This window comes from Sphingomicrobium aestuariivivum (assembly GCF_024721585.1).
Classification (GTDB): domain Bacteria; phylum Pseudomonadota; class Alphaproteobacteria; order Sphingomonadales; family Sphingomonadaceae; genus Sphingomicrobium; species Sphingomicrobium aestuariivivum.
The window spans coordinates 392,916-413,723 of sequence record NZ_CP102629.1 but is presented as its reverse complement, the minus strand read 5'-3'; the positions used below and the strand labels follow the sequence as shown (position 1 = coordinate 413,723).

The following is a 20,808-nucleotide window of genomic DNA, read 5'->3' as shown; positions in this document are numbered from 1 at the left end:
CCTGAACGCACGCTTAGCGGCCCAGTCCCTTCAGGTTGAAGATGATCGAAAAGGTCGAGCCCTTCCGAAATGCCCCGATGCGCTCATAGTCGCGCTTCCACGAAAGCCCAAGCTCAATATAGTCGTCCTCGTAGGTGAGGCCGATGCGGTGGCGCGCGGGCTCGAAGCCGTCGGACAGCGACAAGGGATCCTCGCGCTCGTCGGTGAGGTCGAGGACGGTCGAGCCGAAGATAGAATAATGGTCGGCGAAATGGAGGCGGCCGGCGAGGCGCAGCTCTTCCTTGTCGCGCAGATCCTCGATCAGCGGGTCGATGTCGCGGTCGAGGCGCAGATAGCCGATCGTCGCATAGGTCTCGATCGAGCCCACGGTCAGGTCGGTCTCGAGGCGACGCGGCGCAAGATTGTCCTTGTCGAGACGATAGCGCGTGGTGAGGTCGACGAGACGCCCGAAGCGCAGGCGCGTACGCCCGACGAAATCGCTCCACTGGTCGGTGAGACCGGTGCCGTCGGGGAAGATGTCGGGCTCGTCGGTGAGGCGGTAGCTCTGGCCGATGTTCGAGCGGATCTGGAAATTGGGCCGGTCGAGGAGATATTCCATGCCGTAGGTCACACGGCTGCCGTCCTCCCAACGGTCGTAGCCGGGGAAGCGGTTGAGCGCGAAGAGGTTCGAATCCTCAAGATCGATGGCGCGCGCATCCTCGTTGGGAATGTCGAGGTTGGTGGTCGGCGGGGTGAGCACGAGCTGGACGCGGGGCACGAGGCGCTGGGTGCCGCCAAAAGCCTCGCCGATGAGGGGCCAGCGCATGTCGGCGGCGAGCGCGCCGATACCGCGGAAATGCCAGCCGTCCTCGCCGCGATAGAAGGGAACGAGCGTCTCCTCGCTCTCGTCGGTGTGATAGATGTCGCCGCGGGCATAGCCGGTCAGGGTGAGTTCCTGCCCGAGGCCGGTGAGAAAGCGGCGGTCCCAGCGGGCGAGCGCGAAGGCGCGCTGCGTGTCCTGTCCGTCGCGGCGCAGGATGGCGAGGCTGTTGCCCCTGAGTTCGACGCGGCCACCGGCGAGCGGGTCCTCGAGACGCCAGCGCGCGTCGATGGCGGGCAACGCGATGGGGATCTCGCTCTGGACATCATCGACGCGCAGGCCCTGGAAGGCCCAGCCGGCGATGGAGAGATAGCTGTCGGTGTCGAGCCGTTCGACCTCGATGACATTGCGCAGGCGATCGTCGCGGGTGAGGTCGAAGCGGCGGGTGACCGTCTTGTCGGTGGCCCAGCGCAGGCTGCCGGTGGCGCGCCAATAAGGGTCGAACTGGTAGCGACCATTACCCTCGAAATAGCCGCGGAAATTCTCGCCCAGCGTCTCTTCCTCGGCATCGACGTCGGGATTGTCGATCTCGCCATAGGTGACGAATCCGCCCAGTTGGTAGGCACCCTCGTCGGTCAGCTGGCGCCAGCGCGCCGACAGGCCGGGCAGGTTGCCGGTATAGAGATGCGGGGTGACCGTGAGGTCCTGGTGGCGGTCGAAGCGCCAGTAATAGGGCAGCGATAGTTCAAGCCCGTTGATGCCCGAGATGCTGATATCGGGAACGAGCGCGCCGGTTACGCCGCCCAAGGGGCCGGGGTCGCCGACGCTGAAGACGGGCAGGAGCGGCACGTCCACGCCGAAGATGTGGAGGCGTGCGCCGCGGAAGGTAAGGCGGCCCGTGTCGGCATCGCGGCTGACGCGCGCGGCGGTGATGCGCCACGGAATGTCGCTGTCGCAGGGCGCGGCGCAGGGCGAATAGACGGCATTGTCGACGACGACATTGCCGTCCTCGCTGCGGCCCGTCTCGCCCGCCACGCGCCCGCCGGTGTCGAGCGCGAGCAGGAAATTGTCGATCGCGCCGGTGCGCAGTTCCTCGTCGAGGGTGACGCTTTCGGTGATCAGCCGGTCGCCGGTGGGCGAGAGGAGGACGACATTGCCGGTGGCGGCCACTTCGCCGCTGGCGCGGTCCCAGCGGACGCGGTCGGCGGCAAGATAATAGCCGTTGGAGTTGAGGCGGACCTGCCCCTCGGCGGTCACGGTGCGCGCCTCGGGGTCGTAGGCGATCTCGTCGGCCGAGAACACGAACTGCTCGAAGTCCTCGATCGAGGGGATGACGGGGTCGGAGGGCTCCTCCACCGTCTGGGCGGCAAGCGGCATTGCGGGAAGCACCACGCCAAGCGCCGCCCCCGTCATCAGGCCGAAACGTCCAAACCATCCGCTCATTATGAGGGGAGCCTATGCATGGAAGCGCGAGGGCAGGCAATCCGCCTTTGCCTTTTTCCGCCATGCCGTTCTAAAGGGCGGCGACATTCAAATGATGCCGGAGAGTAGAAGATGCAGATCCAGTTCGCCACCGCCCGCCCCGATGCAGACCATGTGCTGGTGCTGCCCGCGACGGCCAGCGACGATGCGGCGCTGAAGGACCTGCCCGGCGTGGTGAAGGCGCTCGAGAAGCAGCGCTTCGAGGGCAAGCGCGGCAAGTCGGCGACCGCCTGGATCGGCGATGACGGCCAGCGCCTGCTCGTCGTCGGCGTGGGCGAGGGCGAGGGGCTCGACCTCGAGACGCTGGGCGCCACCATCCCCGCACAGCTCGCGACCTCGGGCGAAACGCATGCCGTGCTCGACCTGTCGTCGATGGACATCCACGCCGATGCCGCCGCGCGCGCCGCTCTGGGTGCTGTCAACCGCGCGTGGAATTTCGACCATCGCACGAAGAAGAAGGACGAGGAAAAGGTCACGCTCGAGACGCTGACCATCGTCGGTGCGCCGCACGAGGCCAAGGAGCTGTGGGAGGAACGCTACCAGCCGCTGTCGAAGGGCATCGCGCTGACCCGCGAGCTGGTCACCGAGCCGGCCAACATCATCTACCCCGAGAGCTTCGTCGAACGCGTGAAAAGCCATGCCGAGGGCACCGGGCTTGTCGTCGAGGCGCTCGACGAGAAGGAAATGGAAAAGCTCGGCATGGGCGCGCTCCTCGGCGTGGCGCAGGGCTCGGTGCGCAAGCCGCGCCTGCTCGTCATGAAGTGGATGGGCGGCGAGGGCGACGACGTGCCCCTGCTGCTCGTCGGCAAGGGCGTGACCTTCGACACGGGCGGCATTTCGATCAAGCCGGCCGCAGGCATGGAATCGATGAAGTGGGACATGGGCGGCGCTGGCGCCGTGTCGGGTGCGATGCTCGCGCTGGCGGCGCGTGAAGCCAAGGCCAATGTCGTCGGCATCTGCGGCCTCGTCGAGAACATGCCCGACGGCAATGCGCAGCGTCCGGGCGACGTCGTCACGTCGATGTCGGGCCAGACCATCGAGGTCATCAACACCGACGCCGAAGGGCGTCTCGTCCTGTGCGACGCGCTGACCTGGGGACAGAAGGAATTCAGCCCCAAGACCGTGCTCGACCTCGCCACGCTGACCGGCGCGATGGTCATCAGCCTCGGCCATGAACAGGCAGGCTTCTTCACCAATTCGGACGACCTTGCCGAGGACCTCATCAAGGCCTCGAAGAAGTCGGGCGACAAGCTGTGGCGCCAGCCGCTCGGCGAGGCCTATGACCGCCTCATCGACTCGCCCATCGCCGACATGAAGAATGTCGGCCCGCGCGAGGCCGGTTCGATCACCGCCGCGCAGTTCCTCCAGCGCTTCATCGAGGACGGCGTCGATTGGGCCCATCTCGACATAGCCGGCATGGCGTGGAGCGACAAGGCCAAGCCGACCATCGACAAGGGCGCGACGGGCTTCGGCGTGCGCGTGCTCGACATGTACGTGCAGCGCGAACTCGAGGACTAAGTCTCCTGCGGGTCGATTTCTACCAGCTCGACGGGGGCGCCACCGGCGTCCTCGTCGCGCTCGCCACCAAACTCATGGGGGCGGGCGAGCGGCTGATCGTCGTCCATGACGATCCCGCCGAGCTGGCGGGGCTCGACCGCAAGCTGTGGACCGAGGCGCCCGCCGACAGTTTCCTCGCCCATGGCGTGGTCGATGAAGGCCGCGACAAGGACCAGCCGATCCTGCTCACGGGCCGCACCGTGGCCCCCAATAGCGCACGCAATATCGTTATCGCCGACGGGCAGTGGCGGGGCGCCGCGCTCGACTATGACCGCGCCTTCTATTTGTTCGACGAGGACACGATCGCAGGTGCGCGGGCGGCGTGGAAGGAGCTGGCAGGCGCCGAGGGCGTCGAGCGCCATTACTGGGCACGTGAGGAAGGGCGTTGGGTCCAGAAAGCCTGAGGCTTGCGCGAGGCCGCGCGCACGGCTAGGGGCGCGCGCAACCCCTTAGACGCCATAGTGGAGACTTATCATGGCCGTGACCCGTACCTTCTCGATCATCAAGCCCGACGCCACCCGCCGCAACCTGACCGGCGCGGTCACCAAGAAGCTCGAGGAAGCCGGCCTGCGCGTCGTCGCCTCCAAGCGCATCCACATGACCAAGGAACAGGCCGAAGGCTTTTACGCCGTCCACGCCGAACGCCCCTTCTTCGGTGAACTGGTCGAGTTCATGATCTCCGAGCCGGTCGTCGTGCAGGTCCTCGAGGGCGAAGACGCCGTCAAGCGCAACCGCGACATCATGGGCGCCACCAACCCGGCCGAAGCCGACGAAGGCACCATCCGCAAGGAATATGCCCTGTCGATCGGCGAAAACTCGGTCCACGGTTCGGACAGCGACGAGAATGCCAAGATCGAGATCGACTACTTCTTCAATGAAGACGAGATCGTCGGCTAAGCGCTCCCGCTATAACGACAAAGGAAAAGGCCGTCGGGGCGACCCGGCGGCCTTTTCGTTTCAGTCGGGAAAGGGGGGTGGAAAGCGGACGAAGCAGTGCGCTCTAATTAGCTTGGCGTTTCGCAGCCAAATTTCTCGTTCGCCTCATAGGCTTCGATTTCCAAGGGCATTTTCATGTGACCATGCTCGAGCAGTTGCATCATGTACTGCCTTACGAAGACACTAAAATCCCCTTCGCGTTCGATTTGCATGACGTGGACCAGTTCGTGGGCAAGATTGGGCCGATCCAACGTGTATCCGTCGCGCACCCAGATGGTGTAACCGAATGCCTGCGCGTTATTGATGACGTCAGGCCCGATGAAACCGAGCGCTTCCCCCATCGTCCGCATGTCCTCGTTCTCGCTCGGGAACGGCACGGCATCGACCATGATGATGCGCACCTCTTCGGGACGCTGGATCCCGATCTGCCTTGCAAGCTCGATCTGACCGCTTGTGAGTGGCGTGCCGCGCCGTTGGCCTTCGGCTTCGATGATGCTCGCCCAGTCGACATATTTTCGCAGGAATTGCGCATAGGGGTCTGTCTTTTCGGCAGGCATCTGCTGCACTGCTTCGACCCGGTCGTCACCGACAGTCGCATTGGCTGCACCGGGCAGGCTAAGGAGCAGCGCGGCGCATGAAGACACCATAGGCGCAAAAAATTTCCAGGGCCGCGTCTTGTCTTGGAAGGAGGTCATCGTTTGGCGTTTCCTTTTTAACCGTTCGCCCTCGGTCGTAGCCAAGCGAAATGTGGCGCGTATTGAACCTTATTGCTCCCGATAGCGGGCAGGTGAGATCCCGACGGTCGATTGGAATTGGCGCGTCAGGTGGCTTTGATCCGAAAAACCAAGCTCCGCGGCGATTTCTGCCAGCGGCGTGCCTTCCAGCACCAATCGCTTTGCCTCGTGAATCCTGCGCTGGGTTCGATAGGCGAAGGGGCTCAATCCATAGGCATTCTTGAAGCGCCTCACCAAGTGAGATTTGGTTACCCCCGCGACTTCGGCAACCGCATCGAGGCCAAAACTTTCTCGGTAGTGTCGATCGATGTAACATTTCGCCTTCCCGACGTTTTGCGGAGGCTGGACATGTCCGTTCGACCGACCAGCATCCTCGAAAGCGATCTCGATAATCTCGGCGGTCGCAGATTCCTGTTCGAGCCGATCGCCGATGTCTTGCTCGAACCACCGGTGCAGGCTCAACAGCCTTTGAGAGGCCGATAAATCCCGGCGCGACGGCGTCATGAAGCAAAGGTCGGGCCTTCCGGTATATGCTTCGACCAATTCGGAAGGTGTATAGAAAACCCGGTACTCGAGCATTTCGTCGCCAATCGAGCAGTTCGAATGAGCCTGGCCAGGGTTGAGAGTGATGAGGTGCCCTTCGCCGACCACATGTTGCTTTCCTTCAAGTCGAAGGATCTCCGCACCCGTCTCTATCGCCCCGATGACATACTGCTCGTGTACGTGAACGGGAAATTTGCGGTTGCGGTACGCGACGGCCACCAGTTCGATGTCGACATGCTTGGGGCGGGTGAAGCGAGCTGACGATAGCTTTTGCATGATGTGCGCATAGGCAGATGAGTATCAGTTTCAAGAGGTTCCGACGTACGCAATGGGGTCGATGGCGGACATCGTGTGATCTACTGCCTTGAACGTTTTTCCCCGACGCTTTTGCCCCCTTGGCCGATGCATCGGAACGAGGCGCTTTGTCCTGCCGTTCTTGCGCGAAAGGAGATGCGCATGACCAAGGTATTGGCGATCTGTGGATCGCTTCGTGACGGCAGTTTCAATCGCGCGGTGCTTGATGCCGCCGCCGAACTCGCGCCCGAGGGGATGGAAATCGAGGTCTTCACCCCGACTGATGTCGAGATGTTCAACGAGGATATCGAGAACGACCCGCCGGGCGGCGCGGCGGCGATGATCCTGAAAGCCAAGGCCGCCGATGCGATCCTCATCGGCAATCCCGAATATAATCACTCGCTAACCGGCGTGCTCAAGAATGCGCTCGACTGGCTCAGCCGTCCGAGCGCGGGGCAGCCGCTGAAAGACAAGCCCGCGATGAGCGTCGGTGCCTCGCCCGGCCCCGTCGGCACGGCGCGCGCGCATGCGCATCTGCGGGTCGTCGCCTGGACCATCGGCATGCGGCTATGGCCGGGCCCCGAGGTCCTGGTGAACAATTGCAAGGACAAGATCGAGGACGGCAAGCTGACCGACGAAAGCAGCCGCAAGTTCCTCGGGAAATCTCTGAAGGCCTTCGCCGACTGGATCGATCGCCTCGACTAGCGCGCCGCGAAGCGAGCGAGGGCCTGCGGGTAGAGCTTGTGCTCTTCGATCAGCACCTTGGCCTCGAGCGTGCCGATCGTGTCGCTGTCGGTAACGGGGACGCGGGCCTGCGCGACGACTTCGCCTGCGTCGAGCTCCTCGGTCACGACATGGACGCTGCAGCCATGTTCGGCATCGCCTGCCTCCAAGGCCCGCGCGTGCGTGTCGAGACCCTTGTACTTGGGCAGGAGCGAAGGATGGATGTTGAGCATCCGTCCTTCGAAGCGGCGGATGAAGTCGGGGCCGAGGATACGCATGAACCCCGCCAGCGCGATGGTGCCCGCACCGCTTTCCTCGAGCCGGTCGCCGAGCCGTTTGTCAAAGTCAGCGCGGTCCTGCCCGCGGCTGTCCTCGCTCCACGTCTCGATGCCGCGTTCTTCGGCCCAGGCGAGGCCGGGCGCAGAGGGGCGGTTGGAGGCGACGAGCGTGACCTCATAGCCTTCGGCCTTCTCGACCAATGCGCGCATGTTCGAGCCGCGCCCCGAGATCAGGATCGCGACCTTTCGCGGGTCAGGCGTCATGGGTCGCCGACCAGCCCTCGCCGGTGACGGTGCAGCCGCGCGTTCCCTCGCGCACCTCGCCGATGCGGAAGGTCTCGATCCCCTCGCGGCCGAGGTGCAGCGCGAGCGCTTCGGCCTCGTCGGCGGGAACGATGGCAACCATGCCGATGCCGCAATTGAAGGTGCGCGCCATCTCGGCCTCTTCTACCGCGCCGCCCTGTTGCAGCATGGTGAAGAGCGCAGGCCGCTCCCAGGCGGTCATGTCGACATGCGCATGGCAGCCCTTGGGCAGCGAGCGCGGGATGTTCTCGAGCAGGCCGCCGCCAGTAATGTGCGCAAGCGCATGGATGCGGTTTTCGCGCAGCGGCCCGAGGAGGGGGCGGACGTAGATTTGCGTCGGGGCGAGCAGCGCTTCGCCAAGGCTGCGACCATCGCCCGGCACCGCCATGTCGAGGCTCCAGCCTTCGCGCTCGATGATCCGGCGCACGAGGCTGAACCCGTTAGAATGGACGCCGTTGGAGGCAAGGCCGAGCAGGACATCACCGGGTTCGACCTTGGAGGCGTCGAGGAGCTGGCCGCGCTCGACCGCGCCGACACAGAAACCCGCGAGGTCATAGTCGCTGCCCTCGTACATGCCGGGCATTTCGGCCGTCTCGCCGCCGATCAGCGCGCAGCCCGAAATCTGGCAGCCCTCGGCGATCGAGGCGACGACCTGCGCGGCGACGTCATTGTCGAGTTTGCCGGTGGCATAATAGTCGAGGAAGAAGAGCGGCTCGGCGCCCTGCACGATGAGGTCGTTCACGCACATGGAGACGAGGTCGATGCCCACGTACCTGTGGATGCCGGTGTCGATCGCGAGCTTCAATTTGGTGCCGACGCCATCGTTGGCGGCGACGAGGAGCGGGTCCTCGAAGCCTGCCGCCTTGGGATCGAACACCCCGCCGAAGCCGCCGAGGGCCGCATCGGCACCGGGGCGCGCGGTAGCGCGGGCGAGGGGAGCGATCATCTTGACGAGGGCGTTGCCCGCCTCGATCGAGACGCCCGCTTCTTCGTAGGACAGGCCGGTCTTGTCGTTCATGCCGCATCGCTAACGAGATGAGGCTTGGAAATCCACGACCAAATCGCCACAAGGACGCACATATGACCCTAAGGCGCTTCTTTTTCGTCCTGCTGCCCTTCCTCCTGGCCGGCACTTATGCGGCCGCGCAGATGGAGGATGGCGATCGTGGCATCCTGCCGCGCGATACCGCGCAGGTTCTCGAGGTGACGGGAATCGAGGTGGATGTCGCGGGCGAAACGCCGCAGGACGCGCGCTTCAACGGCTGGCGCATCGCCCAGCGCGAAGGCTGGCGCCGCGTGTGGGCGCAGACCACCGAGCGGCCCGCCAATCGTGCGCCGCGCCTGTCCGACGACACGCTCGACCAGCTCGTCAGCGCGGTCGTCGTCGAGCGCGAACAGATCGGCCCCAAGCGCTATATCGCCACCCTCGGCATCCAGTTCGATCGTGCCCGCACCGGCGAACGGCTCGGCCTGTCGGGCGGGCAACGCCGCTCGGCACCGATGCTGCTTATTCCCGTGACCGTCACCGGCGGTACGGTGACCAGCGTGGAGACGCGTAACCCGTGGCAGCGCGCCTGGGCGCTCTTCCGCACCGCCGACACGCCGGTCGATTATGTCCGTGTTTCAGGCCTCGGGGTCGACCCGCTGCTGGTCAACGAGGCAGCGACGCGCCGGCCCGGCACCGAATGGTGGACCAATGTCGCCGACCTCTATGGCGCCAGCAATATCCTCATCGCCGAGGTCACCTTGCACCGCCTCTATCCGGGCGGGCCGGCGGAAGGGCGGTTCGTCGCCCGTGTCGGCCGCGACCGCGAGCCGCTCGGCAGCTTCACGCTGCGCGCCGCCGACAGTTCGGCGATCCCTGCGATGATGAACCAGGCCGCCGCGCGCATGGACCGCATGTTCGCGCGTGCCTTCCGCGAGGGCGACCTAGGTCCTGACCGGTCGATCATCGTCGAGAAGGCACCGCCGCCAGTCGAGGTCGAGGATGTCGTGGTGCCGGTGTCGACCTATCAGATGCGCATCTACGCCGCCGATTCCGGTGCACTGCGCGGGGCACTGGCGGCGTTGCGCGGGACCGGCGGGGTCGAGGGCGTGACCGAACAGAGCCTCGCGGCGGGCGCGATCTCGAACGTGCTTGTCACCTATCGCGGCGACGTGAACCAGCTGCGTGCCTCGCTGCTCGCCCGCGGTTGGTATTCGACCTATGTCGCGGGTGTGCTGCAGATCCAGCAGCAGACGATCAACCGTCCCGCGCCGCAACCGGCGCCGCCCGCGCCAGCGCCGGTGATCGAGGGCGACGACGGCTGATGGCTCCCGCCCAGATCGCGCTACCGCTCGACTGGCCGCAGGAGGAAGGCCCGCGCCGCTTCATCGCCAGCGAGGCCAACCGTCTCGCGGTGGCAGGGCTGGCAGGCTGGCGCGACTGGCCTGTGCGCACCGCCATCCTCACGGGACCGCGCCGCTCGGGCCGCAGCCTGCTGGCGCGCCAGTTCGCCGAGGAAATGGATGCGCGCGTCTTCGACGATGCACAGGACCATGACGAGGAAGCGTTGTTCCACGCCTGGAACCGCGCGCAGGAAGAGGGGCGCCCCTTGCTGTTCGTCGCCGACGAGGCCCCGCCGCACTGGTCGCCCGGGCTTCCCGACCTGAACACGCGCCTGGGTGCCAGCCCGATCTGGCGGATCGAGGCACCCGATGACGCGCTGCTCGGCCAGCTGTTCGAACTGCATTTCGCCGATCGAGGGCTCTACCTGCCGCCCGAGGCCGCCGCTTATCTGGTGGCGCGCTCGGAACGCAGCTATTGGGAGGTGGAGCGGACCGTCGAGGCGATCGACCGCTTTGCCATTGCCGAGCGCGCGCGGCTGACCGTGCCGACCATCAGGCGGGCATTGGAGATGAAAGGGCAGGCGGCATGAGCGAGGCCGATCCGGATGTCGACGGTGTCCCCGCCGCAAAGCGGGTCGATGCCTTCGGTCCGGAGCGCTATTTCAACCGCGAACTGTCGTGGCTCGAATTCAACAAGCGCGTGCTGGAAGAAGCCGCCAATCCCGCGCACCCGCTGCTCGAACGCCTCCGTTTCCTCGCTATCGCGGGCTCAAACCTCGACGAATTCTTCATGGTCCGTGTCGCCGGCCTCAAGGGCCAGCAGCTGCAGGGCATCGAGGAACTGTCGATGGACGGGCGTACGCCCTCGCAGCAGCTCGAGGATATCGCCGCCGAGGCCGATGCGCTGACGGCGCAGGCGCAGGCGCTATGGATCGACCTGCGCGCGGCGCTCGAGGAAGCAGGGCTCGACGTCATCCACCGCGAGGAGCTCACGCAAGAAGAGCGCGACTATCTCGCGCATCGCTTTGACGAGGAAATCCTGCCGGTGGTCACCCCGCAAGTGGTCGACGGGGTCAACCCGTTCCCCTTCGTCGCCAATGCGGGTTTCGGGCTGATCTTCGACCTCTACGATCCCAAGATCGGCGAGGATCTCGTCGAACTGCTCATGATCCCGCCCTCGCTGCCGCGCTTCATGGCACTGCCGGGATCGGGCGAAGGGACGCGGGTGATCGCGATCGAGAGCGTCATTCGCGAATTCTTCGACCGGTTGTTCCCGGGGTTCGAGAAGCGCGGCGCGGGGGCCTTCCGCGTGCTGCGCGACAGCGACATCGAGATCGAGGAAGAGGCCGAGGATCTCGTCCTCACCTTCCGCTCGGCGATCAAGCGGCGGCGGCGCGGGCGGATCATCCGCCTCGAACTGGCCGCCGACACGCCCGATGACCTCGAACAGGTCATCTCGGAGGGGCTCGAGGCGGACAATGCGCTGATCGTCGAGACGTCGGGCATGATCGGCATGGCGGACCTCGCCCAGATCGTCGAGGTCGAGCGGCCCGACCTCAAGTTCGCACCCTATACCCCGCGCTTTCCCGAGCGGATCAAGGAATATGGCGGCGACTGTTTCGCCGCGATCCGCGCCAAGGACATCGTCGTCCACCACCCCTATGAGACCTTCGACGTCGTGGTGTCATTCCTGCGCCAGGCGGCGCAGGATCCCGATGTCGTGGCGATCAAGATGGCGCTCTATCGCGCCGGCAAGCAGTCCGAGATCATCGAGGCACTGGCCAATGCGGCAGAGGCGGGCAAGTCGGTCACCGCGGTGGTCGAACTGAAGGCGCGCTTCGACGAGGAGCAGAACCTGCTCTGGGCCGCACGCCTCGAACGCGCCGGCGTGCAGGTCGTCTACGGCTTCTTCGAATGGAAGACCCACGCCAAGGTGGCGATGGTGGTACGCCGCGAGGGCGACAAGATGCGCACCTACACCCATTGGGGCACCGGCAACTACCACCCCGTCACCAGCCGCATCTATACCGACCTCAGCTTCTTCACGGCCTCGACGCGGGCGGCGCGCGATGCGGCCAAGATGTTCAACCTCGTCACCGGCTTCGTGCGCCCGAAGGGGCTCGAACTGGCGACATTCAGTCCTGCCAGCCTGCGCGCCAAGATCCTCAAGCTGGTCGACCGCGAGATCGAGAATGCGCTGGCGGGTCGTCCGGCGGCGATCTGGGCAAAGATGAACCAGCTCGTCGACCGCACCGTCATCGACAAGCTTTACGAGGCGAGCCTCGCGGGGGTGTCGATCGACCTTGTCGTACGCGGCATCTGCTGCCTCCGGCCCGGGGTGGAGGGGCTCTCCGAGAATATCCGCGTGAAATCGATCGTCGGGCGTTTTCTCGAGCACAGCCGCATTTTCGTGTTCGCGAACGGTGAGCGCCTGCCGCACGACAATGCCAAGGTCTTCATCTCCTCGGCCGACTGGATGCCCCGCAACTTCGACCGCCGCGTGGAATATATGATGCCGCTGGAGAACCCGACGGTGCATGCGCAGGTTCTTGAACAGGTGATGATCGCCAACCTTATCGACAATGAACAGAGTTGGGTGCTCGGCGCCGACGGGCGTTACGAGCGCCTGCAGCCGGGCAAGCGACATTTCAACTGCCACCATTATTTCATGAACAACCCCTCGCTGTCGGGGCGCGGCGCCGCGCTAGCCGGCAAGAAAATCCCGAAACTCAAGCTCACACAGCGCGGCGGATGATCGGCGATCTTGCCTTCGGCCCCGTGGGCATCATCGACATCGGGTCGAACTCGGTCCGCCTCGTCGTTTATGGCGGCAGCGAGCGCGTGCCCTCGATCCTGTTCAACGAGAAGGTGATGGCGGGCCTCGGGCGCAGCCTTGGCACCGACGGGACGATGGACGAGGAAGCGATGGCGATGGCGCTCGACGCACTTGCCCGCTTCCGTGTCATCGCCAAGATGATGCGGGTGAAGCGGTTGCGCACCGTCGCCACCGCCGCGGTGCGCGATGCCTCGAACGGTCCCGATTTCCTCTATGCCGTCGCCAAGATGGGGCTCAAGCCCGCGCTCCTGTCGGGCGAGGAGGAAGCGGTGGCCTCGGCGCTGGGCGTGCTGAGCGCCATTCCCTGGGCCAAGGGCGTGGTCGCCGACCTCGGCGGGGGCAGCCTCGAGCTGGCGGGGGTTGCGCGCGGTCATGTCGGGGCGGTGTCGTCCGAGCCGCTCGGCGTATTGCGCGTTGGCGATCCGCCCGATGCCGAACTGATCGCCGCCAAGCTCGCCCATGCGCTGGAAGGTGGTGAGCTCGCCCGCGCCGCGAAGGGCGAGGGGCTCTACCTGGTCGGCGGCAGTTTCCGCGCCATCGCCCAGCTCGACATGCGCTCCTCGCACCATCCGCTGCCCATCGCGCACCAGCACCGGCTCGATCCCGCGCGCCTCCCCGAACTGGCGGCGCTCGCGGAGGAATGGGGGGCGGACAGGCTCAAGAGCGAGGCGAATATCTCGAGCCAGCGAGTGCCACACCTTTCCGCCGGCATCGCCATCCTGACCGCGCTCGTCGGGCTGCTGAGCCCCGAGCGGATCATCATCTCCGCCGACGGCCTGCGCGAGGGGCTACTCTACCAGGACCTGTCGGCCGAGGCGCGAAAGCACGACCCGCTGCTTGCTGCCGCACTGGAGGTCGGGCGCCAGCTCGGCCGCTTCGGCGATCTCGGCGCGCGGCTCGACCAGTGGATTGCGCCGCTCTTCACCGCCGACGGCCAGCACAAGGCGCGGCTCCGGCTCGCCACCTGCCTGCTCGGCGATATCGCGTGGAACGCGCATCCCGACTATCGCGCCGAACGCGCCGTCGATCTTGCGCTGCACGGCAATTGGGTCGGGATCGACGCCAAGGGCCGCGCGCTGATCGGGCGCGCGCTCTACACGGCGTTTGGCGGCAATGGCGGCTTCGATCCGCGTATCGAGGCGCTATTGAGCGAGAGGAATGTCGCCCGCGCCGAGGGGTGGGGACGCGCCATCCGGCTCGCCATGCGCCTGTCGGGCGGGGTCGACCGCATCCTGCGCCAGTCCTCGATCCGCCGCGACGGCGGCGCGGTCGTGCTGTCGCTGCCGGAGGCGCAATATCGCCTCTACGGCCCTGCCGTGCAGAAGCGTCACGACCAGCTGGCGAGCGCGCTCTCGCTCGAGGCGAAAGTGCGCTTCAGCTGAGCTAGTCGGTCCGCGTCATCTTGAGTTTGCCATTCTCGGTGGCAAAGGCGAGGCGGCCCTCGACGAGGTCGAGCGCATCGCGACCGAATTCCTCGAAGCGCCAGCCCGACAGGATGTCGAGGCCCTCGCGCTCGCCCGCGGCGAGCAGCTCCAGCTCCTGCGACCGCGCGATGAGGCGCGGCGCGACGCCGGCTTCCTTGGCGCGAATCTTGAGGAGGAGCTTCAACAGGTCGCTGACGAGGCTGGCGTCCTTGGTGAGGCCCGGGCGGCGCTGCGGCTTGGCAGGCATCTCGTCCTTGTCGAGCGGTTCGGCGTTGGCGAGCGCGTCCATCAGGCGGGCGCCGATCTCGTTGTCGCGCCAGCCCTTCGACAGGCCGCGCACCTTGACGAGATCCTCCTGCCGCTTGGGCGGATGGTTGGCGAGTTCGCCGAGCGTGTCGTCCTTGACGATGCGCCCGCGCGGCAGGTCCTTGCCGCGGGCCTCGCGCTCGCGCCAGGCGGCGAGCGCCTTCATGCGGCCGAGCACCTCGGGCTTGCGGCTCGGCAGCTTGACCCGCTTCCACGCATCCTCGGGCTCGAAGGCGAAGGAGGAGGGGTCGGCGAGCCGCGCCATCTCCTCGTCGAGCCACGCACCGCGACCGGTTTCCACGAGCCGTTCGAGCAGCTGGGGAAAGATTTCGGCGAGATGGGTGACGTCGGCGATGGCATAGTCGAGCTGGCGCGTATCGAGCGGGCGGCGCGACCAGTCGGTGAAACGCGCGCCCTTGTCGAGCTGGTGGCCCAAGGTGGCGGCGACGAGATTGGCGTAGCCGACCTGTTCGCCATAGCCGAGCGCCATCGCCGCGATCTGCGTGTCGAAAAGCGGGGCCGGCACCTTGCCGGTGAGATTGTGGAAGATTTCGAGGTCCTGGCCGCCGGCGTGGAAGACCTTTAGCACCTCGTCATTCTCGACGAGCAGGTCGAGGAGGGGGGCCATGTCGATGCCATCGGCCAGCGGATCGATCGCGGCGGCTTCCTTGCCGTCCGAAATCTGGATCAGGCAGAGGATCGGCCAATAGGTGTTCTCGCGCATGAATTCGGTGTCGACGACGACATAGTCGGCGGTTTGCATGCGGGAGACGAGGTCGGCGAGTTCCGCGCTGTCGCGGATGAGATCATGGATTTTCATAGTTGGAAAAGCGCCCTAGCCGAAGCCGCGCGCCTTGACAAAGACAACGTGCAAGGCGAGTTGCAGCACCCGAATGCGGAGGCTTCCGCGCCACACTAATTTCCCGAGAAGATCATGCACGCTTACCGCTCCCACAATTGCGCCGCCCTCAACAAGGACCATGTCGGCGAGACCGTCCGCCTGTCGGGCTGGATCCACCGCAAGCGCGACCACGGGGGCGTGCTGTTCGTCGACCTTCGCGACCATCATGGCCTGACGCAGATCGTCGCCGACGAGGACAGCCCCGCGCTGCCGATCCTCGACACGCTCAAGCTCGAGAGCGTCGTCACCATCGACGGCGAGGTGAAGGCGCGCGCCGAGGGCACCGCCAACGACAAGCTGCCGACCGGCGCGATCGAAGTGTTCGCGCGCGGCGTGACCATCCAGTCGGAAGCCGCCGAGCTGCCGCTGCCGGTGGCGGGCGAGCAGGAATATCCTGAGGATATCCGCCTCAAGTACCGCTATATCGATCTTCGCCGCGACAAGATGCATGCCAACATCATGCTGCGCTCGAAGGTGATCTCCTCGCTGCGTCGCCGGATGCAGGACCAGGGCTTCACCGAATTCCAGACCCCGATCCTCGGCGCCTCGAGCCCCGAGGGCGCGCGCGACTATCTCGTGCCCGCACGCCTCCACCCGGGACGCTTCTACGCGCTCCCGCAGGCGCCGCAGATGTTCAAGCAGCTGCTCATGGTCTCGGGCTTCGACCGCTATTTCCAGATCGCGCCCTGTTTTCGCGACGAGGACCTTCGCGCCGATCGTAGCCCCGAATTCTACCAGCTCGACTTCGAGATGAGCTTCGTCACGCAGGAAGACGTGTTCCAGGCGCTGGAGCCGGTGCTCGCGGGCGTGTTCGAGGAATTCGCGAACGGCAAGACCGTCACAAAGGCGGGCGAATTCCCGCGCATCCCCTATCGCGAGGCGATGCTGAAATACGGCTCGGACAAGCCCGACCTTCGCAACCCGATCATCATCTCCGACGTCGGCGATCATTTCGTCGATTCCGGTTTCGGCCTGTTCGCCAACCTCGTCGGCCAGGGCAAGAAGGTCCGCGCCATCCCCGCGCCGGGCACCGCCGGCAAGAGCCGCAAGTTCTTCGACGAAATGAACGACTGGGCGCGCGGCGAAGGCTTCCCGGGCCTCGGCTATGCCACCCGCAAGGGCGGCGAGTGGGGTGGCCCCATTGCCAAGAACCACGGTGCCGACAAGATGGACAAGCTTGCCGATGAACTCGGTCTCGGCCCCGACGATGGCATCTTCTTCGCCGCGGGCGACGAGAAGGACGCGGTCAAGCTGGCGGGCGCGGCGCGTACCCGCGTCGGCCAGAGCCTCGGCCTGATCGAGGAAGGCTGCTTCAAATTCTGCTGGATCGTCGATTTCCCGATGTACGAATATGACGAGGCGCAGCAGAAGATCGACTTCAGCCACAACCCCTTCTCCATGCCGCAGGGCGAGATGGAAGCGCTGGAAACCAAGGATCCGCTCGACATCCTCGCCTGGCAGTATGACATCGTCTGCAACGGCTACGAGCTGTCCTCGGGCGCCATCCGTAACCATCGTCCGGACATCATGTACAAGGCGTTCGAGGTGGCGGGCTACACCAAGGCCGATGTCGACGAGAATTTCTCGGGCATGATCGAGGCCTTCAAGCTGGGCGCGCCGCCGCACGGCGGTTCTGCGCCGGGCATCGACCGCATCGTCATGCTGCTCGCCGACGAGCCCAACATCCGCGAAGTCATCGCCTTCCCGATGAACCAGCGCGCGCAGGACCTCATGATGGGCGCCCCGAGCCTCGTCACCGACCGCCAGCTCGACGAGCTGTCGATCGCGACGACGGCCGAGCCCGAGGAAGAGGCGGTCGAGCCCGCGCCCGAGACGCTGGTCGAGGAGCGCTAGGAGCGGCGCGCGGGCCACACTGTCCCAGAAAGGGAACAGCCTGGCCTGTAAACCTTTGTTTTGCGCGTGAAGCGCGATTAAACCCCGGCTGTGCCGATCGAATTGACAGATGGCCAGCCGGGGGCGGCGAAGGAAGAGGGGGCAGGGGACGACCTTGCCGAAGTTCGCGCGCGCCTCATGGGGCTGCAACTCAGGCAACTGGCGCACCGCCAGCGGCTGATCCTGCTCGTCGAGGGCTGGGAAGCCAGCGGCAAGCGGGCGTTCCTCCGGCAGGTGCTCGGCAGCCTCGATCCCTGTTCAGCGCAGTGCATCTGCCTCGATCCCAGCGCGATCGGCAGCGAGGACCGTCACTGGCTCGCCAAATATTGGAACGCATTGCCCGGCGCGGGGCACAGCCGCCTCTTCTACAAGAGCTGGTATCGCAGCCTCGTCGACGAGCGCGTCCTGCGCGGCATGAGCGACGAGAACTGGACTCGCGGCTGCGACGAGATCAACGAGTTCGAGGCCCAGCAGCGCGACCATGACACGATCATCGTCAAGCTGTTCTTCCATTGCTCCGCCCCGACGCTCGAGCGGCGGATGAAGAAGCGGCTTGCCGACCCGTGGCAGCGCCAGCTGACCGCCGACGGCGAGATCGAGGCACGCGACCGGCGCAACGACTATGTCTCGGCGTGGAATGCGGTGTTCGAGGATACCGACACGCGCTGGGCGCCGTGGAAGCTCGTCGATGCGGAAGATCATGATATTGCCGTGCGGGCCGCGGCGGCGCACCTCGTCGACGTGCTCGACAAGGCGCTGCCTGATGCGCCACCGGCCGAGCAGGGCGAGGATCACGAGGTGATCGACTTTCCTGGCAAGGCGCTGCGCTGAGCGGCAGGCACCGCAAGAAGGGCGACCTGCCCGAAAAGAGGTGCGCGACCTGCGGGCGGCCTTTCGCATGGCGCAAGAAATGGCGCGATTGCTGGGACGAGGTGAAATATTGCTCGGAGCGGTGCCGCGGCAACAGGTCTCAAGCCTCGGGGTAGGCGATCTTCTCGATTTCGTAGAACATCTCGCCGGCGGGCAGGCGCACGCCGCGCTCGTCGCCCACCCTGGCGCCGATGATGGCGCGCGCAATGGGCGAGGACCATCCGACACGGCCGTCGCCCGCCTCGGCCTCGTCGTCGCCGACGATGGTGAGGATGCGGCTGCGCTCTTCCTCGTCGACCAGCGTCACGGTGGCGCCGAAGCGCACCTCGTCCCGCCGCTCGGCGCGCGCGGGGTCGACGACCTTGGCGTTCTTCATGACCTTGGAGAGATAGCCGAGGCGGCGGTCGATCTCGCGCAGGCGCTTGCGACCGTAGATATAGTCGCCATTCTCCGAGCGGTCGCCATTGCCCGCCGCCCAGCTGATCGTCTCGACCAGCTTGGGCCGTTCGGTGCCGAACAGCTTCTCATATTCCTCGCGGATCCGCGCGAACCCTTGCGGGGTGATGTAGCGCGGGCGACCCTTGCCCCCCGTCGCCATTAGCCGGGGCGACTCGGCTTGCCGAGGTGGCGCGAGACATGCACCGCGCCATAAGCGGGCACATAGGGGTTCAGGCGGTCGTAGACGGCAGCATTCTCTATCACGCGCTGCACATAGCTGCGCGTCTCGCCGAAGGGAATATTCTCTATCCACGCCAACTGGTCGACGCCGGGGTCGCGCGGGTCGCCATAACGGCGCACCCATTTCATCGCATTGCCGTGACCCGCATTGTAGCTGGCGGCGGCGAGCATGATGGCGCCGTCCCAATTGCGCAGGCGCAGCGCCAGATAGTCGCTGCCGAGGCGGACATTATAGGCGGGGTCCTGCGTCAAGCGGGCGTAGCTGTAGCTGAGGCCCGAGCGGCGCGCCTGGTCGCGCGCGGTGCCGGGCAGGAGCTGCATCATGCCATGGGCATTGGCGTGGCTCACCGCCGAACGGTCGAACGAGCTTTCCTGCCGCGTGATGCCATGCGCATAGCTCCACAGCTGGCCGCCGGGGGCGCCCTGCGGATGGGTCGGCCAGGCCGAGCGGTAATAGAAGAGGCTGCCATTGTTGCGCGCGATGCGGGCCACCCAGACCCCGAGGTCGGGACGGTTGACGGTGTCGGCATAGCGACTGGCGAGGATGCGCTCGCCGTCATTTTCGAGGCTCTCGGCGAGCGCGCGGATCATGAGCGTCTGCTCGTCACGGCTGTTGGCGAGGCGCGGGACGGCGGCAACGATGGGGCGGGCGTAGAATTCGGCGCTGACCGCGGGATCGACCTGCGTCGGCAGCGGCGGAGGCGGCGGGATCTCGCGGCCGAGCCGTTCGAGCGCGAGCTGGCCGTAGAAAAGCTCGGGGCTCTGCGCGGCCCGGCTGAACATCGCCATGGCGCGCGCATTGTCGCCCGCTTCGGCCGCGGTGCGGCCGGCCCAGTAGAGGCCCTTGCTCTCGACCTGCAGCGAGCGGCCACCGCCCGAATAGAGTTCGAACATGGTGCTGGCGGCGGCAGGGCGGCGCAGGCGGTCGCGCGCGGTCGTGCCGGCAAGCCAGGCGAGGTCGGTATATTTGTCGCGCACGCCGTAGGGCTGGAGCGTCTTGTCGTCGCCGGGCACGAAAGCATCCTCGAGCTGGCGGGCGATGTTGAAGGCGGTCGAATAGTCGCCGCGCGCCTCGGCGCCCTGCGCGGCGAGCAGCAGCATCTCGAGCCACTTGTCGACATCGGTCGGGCGGGTCGTGAAATTGTGGGGCTGGGCGAGCAAAGACTGCGCCGCTGCCTCGTTGCGATACAGGCGGTAATAGCGCGCGCGGTCCATCAGGAGACCGGCATGGTCATCGACGCGGTCCTGCACGGCGGCGAATTTCTGCTGGGCATCGCCATCGCCGCGCTGGAGCGCGATGCGCGCCTCGGCGATCGGTCGTTCGGCGGCGGGCACGAGCGAGACATAGGCGGCCGCGCGGCTCGCCTGCTTGTCGAACAACAGCGCATCGACGCGGACCGCATGGTCGGTCGGGGTAAGGCGGGTCCAATATTGCGCGCGGATCAGCGCCTCGTCCTCGCTCGTGAGATCGGGGCTGGCCCAGGCCGAGCGCGCGGCGGCGAGGGCCTCGATGGAGCGGCCCTGCCGCTCATAGGCATAGGCAAGCCGCGTCCAGCCCTTGGCCGTACGCGGCGGGGTGGCGCGGAAGAAGGCGACGACCTGCTCGTCGGGCACGCCCGCATGGATCGCATTTTCGGCGCGGGCGCGGATCTTGTCCGCCTCGGGCCAGTCGGGATAGGCGATGGCAAAGCGCGCGGCGCGCTCGAAACTCGGGCGATTGTCGCGCCGGAGCTGGCGCCATTCGCCGATCGCGGCATCGATGACGCGGATGTCGGGTCGGGCCTGGGTGGCGACCGCCGTACTCGCCGCTTGTACCTCGGGGCGGACATTCTGTTCGACAACCGAGGATGCTGCCATTCCGGACAGGGTGGCAACGGCGATGAAAAGGGCGGGCTTCCTCATACTGGACATGTTAGGCAAGGG

The 20,808-nt window shown here is 66.1% G+C and carries 19 protein-coding genes; 11 read left to right on the top strand and 8 right to left on the bottom strand.

All coding sequences use genetic code 11. The annotated features are described in order from the left end of the window. Nucleotides 1–13: 13 nt before the first annotated feature. Nucleotides 14–2,242 carry an LPS-assembly protein LptD gene (locus tag NUW81_RS01970; protein WP_245109864.1) on the bottom strand — a complete coding sequence of 743 codons (2,229 nt, stop codon included), beginning with the start codon at nt 2,240–2,242 and terminating at the stop codon, nt 14–16. 111 nt (nt 2,243–2,353) lie between these two features. Here NUW81_RS01970 and NUW81_RS01965 point away from each other — a divergent pair, with 111 nt between their 5' ends. The 3 genes from NUW81_RS01965 (at nt 2,354) to ndk (ending at nt 4,735) form a co-directional block, all read left to right on the top strand. Continuing rightward, entirely contained in the window at nt 2,354–3,799 is a 1,446-nt protein-coding gene (locus NUW81_RS01965) for a leucyl aminopeptidase (protein WP_245109862.1), read from the top strand. A 5-nt stretch (nt 3,800–3,804) separates the two neighbouring features. Further along, nucleotides 3,805–4,242, top strand: a complete 438-nt coding sequence (locus NUW81_RS01960) for a DNA polymerase III subunit chi (protein WP_245113629.1) — start codon at nt 3,805–3,807, stop codon at nt 4,240–4,242. A gap of 70 nt (nt 4,243–4,312) precedes the next feature. Beyond that, the gene (gene ndk / locus NUW81_RS01955) at nt 4,313–4,735 is read left to right on the top strand and encodes a nucleoside-diphosphate kinase (protein WP_245109860.1); all 423 of its coding nucleotides are present in this window, start codon (nt 4,313–4,315) and stop codon (nt 4,733–4,735) included. A 107-nt stretch (nt 4,736–4,842) separates the two neighbouring features. Here ndk and NUW81_RS01950 read toward each other — a convergent pair whose 3' ends face one another. Beyond that, entirely contained in the window at nt 4,843–5,469 is a 627-nt protein-coding gene (locus NUW81_RS01950; RefSeq protein ID WP_245109858.1) for a hypothetical protein, read from the bottom strand. Nucleotides 5,470–5,538: 69 nt separating this feature from the next. Then, nucleotides 5,539–6,327 (bottom strand): helix-turn-helix transcriptional regulator, encoded by a 789-nt coding sequence (locus NUW81_RS01945; RefSeq protein WP_245109855.1) that lies wholly within the window; start codon nt 6,325–6,327, stop codon nt 5,539–5,541. A 180-nt stretch (nt 6,328–6,507) separates the two neighbouring features. Between NUW81_RS01945 and NUW81_RS01940 the strand changes: the two genes are divergently transcribed. After that, nucleotides 6,508–7,050, top strand: a complete 543-nt coding sequence (locus tag NUW81_RS01940) for an NADPH-dependent FMN reductase (RefSeq protein WP_245109852.1) — start codon at nt 6,508–6,510, stop codon at nt 7,048–7,050. Here the strand turns inward: NUW81_RS01940 and purN are convergent. Together purN and purM are read right to left on the bottom strand one after the other, a co-directional pair. Next, entirely contained in the window at nt 7,047–7,610 is a 564-nt protein-coding gene (gene purN / locus NUW81_RS01935; protein ID WP_245109850.1) for a phosphoribosylglycinamide formyltransferase, read from the bottom strand. The genes NUW81_RS01940 and purN overlap by 4 nt on opposite strands. Further along, complete coding sequence (purM, locus tag NUW81_RS01930) at nt 7,600–8,667, bottom strand: phosphoribosylformylglycinamidine cyclo-ligase (RefSeq protein ID WP_245109848.1); 1,068 nt, start codon at nt 8,665–8,667, stop codon at nt 7,600–7,602. The genes purN and purM overlap by 11 nt, the downstream gene beginning before the upstream one ends. 62 nt (nt 8,668–8,729) lie before the next feature. Here purM and NUW81_RS01925 point away from each other — a divergent pair, with 62 nt between their 5' ends. Genes NUW81_RS01925 through NUW81_RS01910 form a run of 4 tightly spaced genes read left to right on the top strand, consistent with a single transcriptional unit; the run spans nt 8,730 to nt 14,195 of the window. Continuing rightward, the gene (locus NUW81_RS01925) at nt 8,730–9,959 is read left to right on the top strand and encodes a heavy-metal-associated domain-containing protein (protein WP_245109845.1); all 1,230 of its coding nucleotides are present in this window, start codon (nt 8,730–8,732) and stop codon (nt 9,957–9,959) included. After that, nucleotides 9,959–10,567 carry an HdaA/DnaA family protein gene (locus tag NUW81_RS01920; RefSeq protein WP_245109842.1) on the top strand — a complete coding sequence of 203 codons (609 nt, stop codon included), beginning with the start codon at nt 9,959–9,961 and terminating at the stop codon, nt 10,565–10,567. The genes NUW81_RS01925 and NUW81_RS01920 overlap by 1 nt, the downstream gene beginning before the upstream one ends. After that, nucleotides 10,564–12,732 carry an RNA degradosome polyphosphate kinase gene (locus NUW81_RS01915; RefSeq protein WP_245109839.1) on the top strand — a complete coding sequence of 723 codons (2,169 nt, stop codon included), beginning with the start codon at nt 10,564–10,566 and terminating at the stop codon, nt 12,730–12,732. Before NUW81_RS01920 ends, NUW81_RS01915 begins: the two co-directional genes overlap by 4 nt. Beyond that, on the top strand, nt 12,729–14,195 hold the full coding sequence (locus NUW81_RS01910) for a Ppx/GppA phosphatase family protein (protein WP_245109837.1): 1,467 nt from the start codon (nt 12,729–12,731) through the stop codon (nt 14,193–14,195). Before NUW81_RS01915 ends, NUW81_RS01910 begins: the two co-directional genes overlap by 4 nt. Before the next feature lies 1 nt (nt 14,196). Here NUW81_RS01910 and rnd read toward each other — a convergent pair whose 3' ends face one another. Then, the gene (rnd, locus tag NUW81_RS01905; RefSeq protein ID WP_245109835.1) at nt 14,197–15,363 is read right to left on the bottom strand and encodes a ribonuclease D; all 1,167 of its coding nucleotides are present in this window, start codon (nt 15,361–15,363) and stop codon (nt 14,197–14,199) included. Nucleotides 15,364–15,477: 114 nt separating this feature from the next. Here rnd and aspS point away from each other — a divergent pair, with 114 nt between their 5' ends. From aspS to NUW81_RS01890, 3 genes are all read left to right on the top strand, one after another. Beyond that, the gene (aspS, locus tag NUW81_RS01900) at nt 15,478–17,298 is read left to right on the top strand and encodes an aspartate--tRNA ligase (RefSeq protein ID WP_245109832.1); all 1,821 of its coding nucleotides are present in this window, start codon (nt 15,478–15,480) and stop codon (nt 17,296–17,298) included. A 90-nt stretch (nt 17,299–17,388) separates the two neighbouring features. Continuing rightward, entirely contained in the window at nt 17,389–18,168 is a 780-nt protein-coding gene (locus NUW81_RS01895; RefSeq protein WP_245109829.1) for a polyphosphate kinase 2 family protein, read from the top strand. Beyond that, nucleotides 18,165–18,323, top strand: coding sequence for a DUF2256 domain-containing protein (locus NUW81_RS01890; protein ID WP_245113627.1), 159 nt, complete (start codon nt 18,165–18,167; stop codon nt 18,321–18,323). Before NUW81_RS01895 ends, NUW81_RS01890 begins: the two co-directional genes overlap by 4 nt. On the opposite strand, the gene greB is transcribed toward NUW81_RS01890, so the two are convergent. Together greB and NUW81_RS01880 are read right to left on the bottom strand one after the other, a co-directional pair. Then, nucleotides 18,308–18,805 carry a transcription elongation factor GreB gene (gene greB, locus NUW81_RS01885; protein WP_245109827.1) on the bottom strand — a complete coding sequence of 166 codons (498 nt, stop codon included), beginning with the start codon at nt 18,803–18,805 and terminating at the stop codon, nt 18,308–18,310. The two genes, NUW81_RS01890 and greB, sit on opposite strands and share 16 nt — an antisense overlap. Further along, nucleotides 18,805–20,787 (bottom strand): lytic transglycosylase domain-containing protein, encoded by a 1,983-nt coding sequence (locus NUW81_RS01880; protein ID WP_245109825.1) that lies wholly within the window; start codon nt 20,785–20,787, stop codon nt 18,805–18,807. The genes greB and NUW81_RS01880 overlap by 1 nt, the downstream gene beginning before the upstream one ends. Nucleotides 20,788–20,808: the final 21 nt, after the last annotated feature.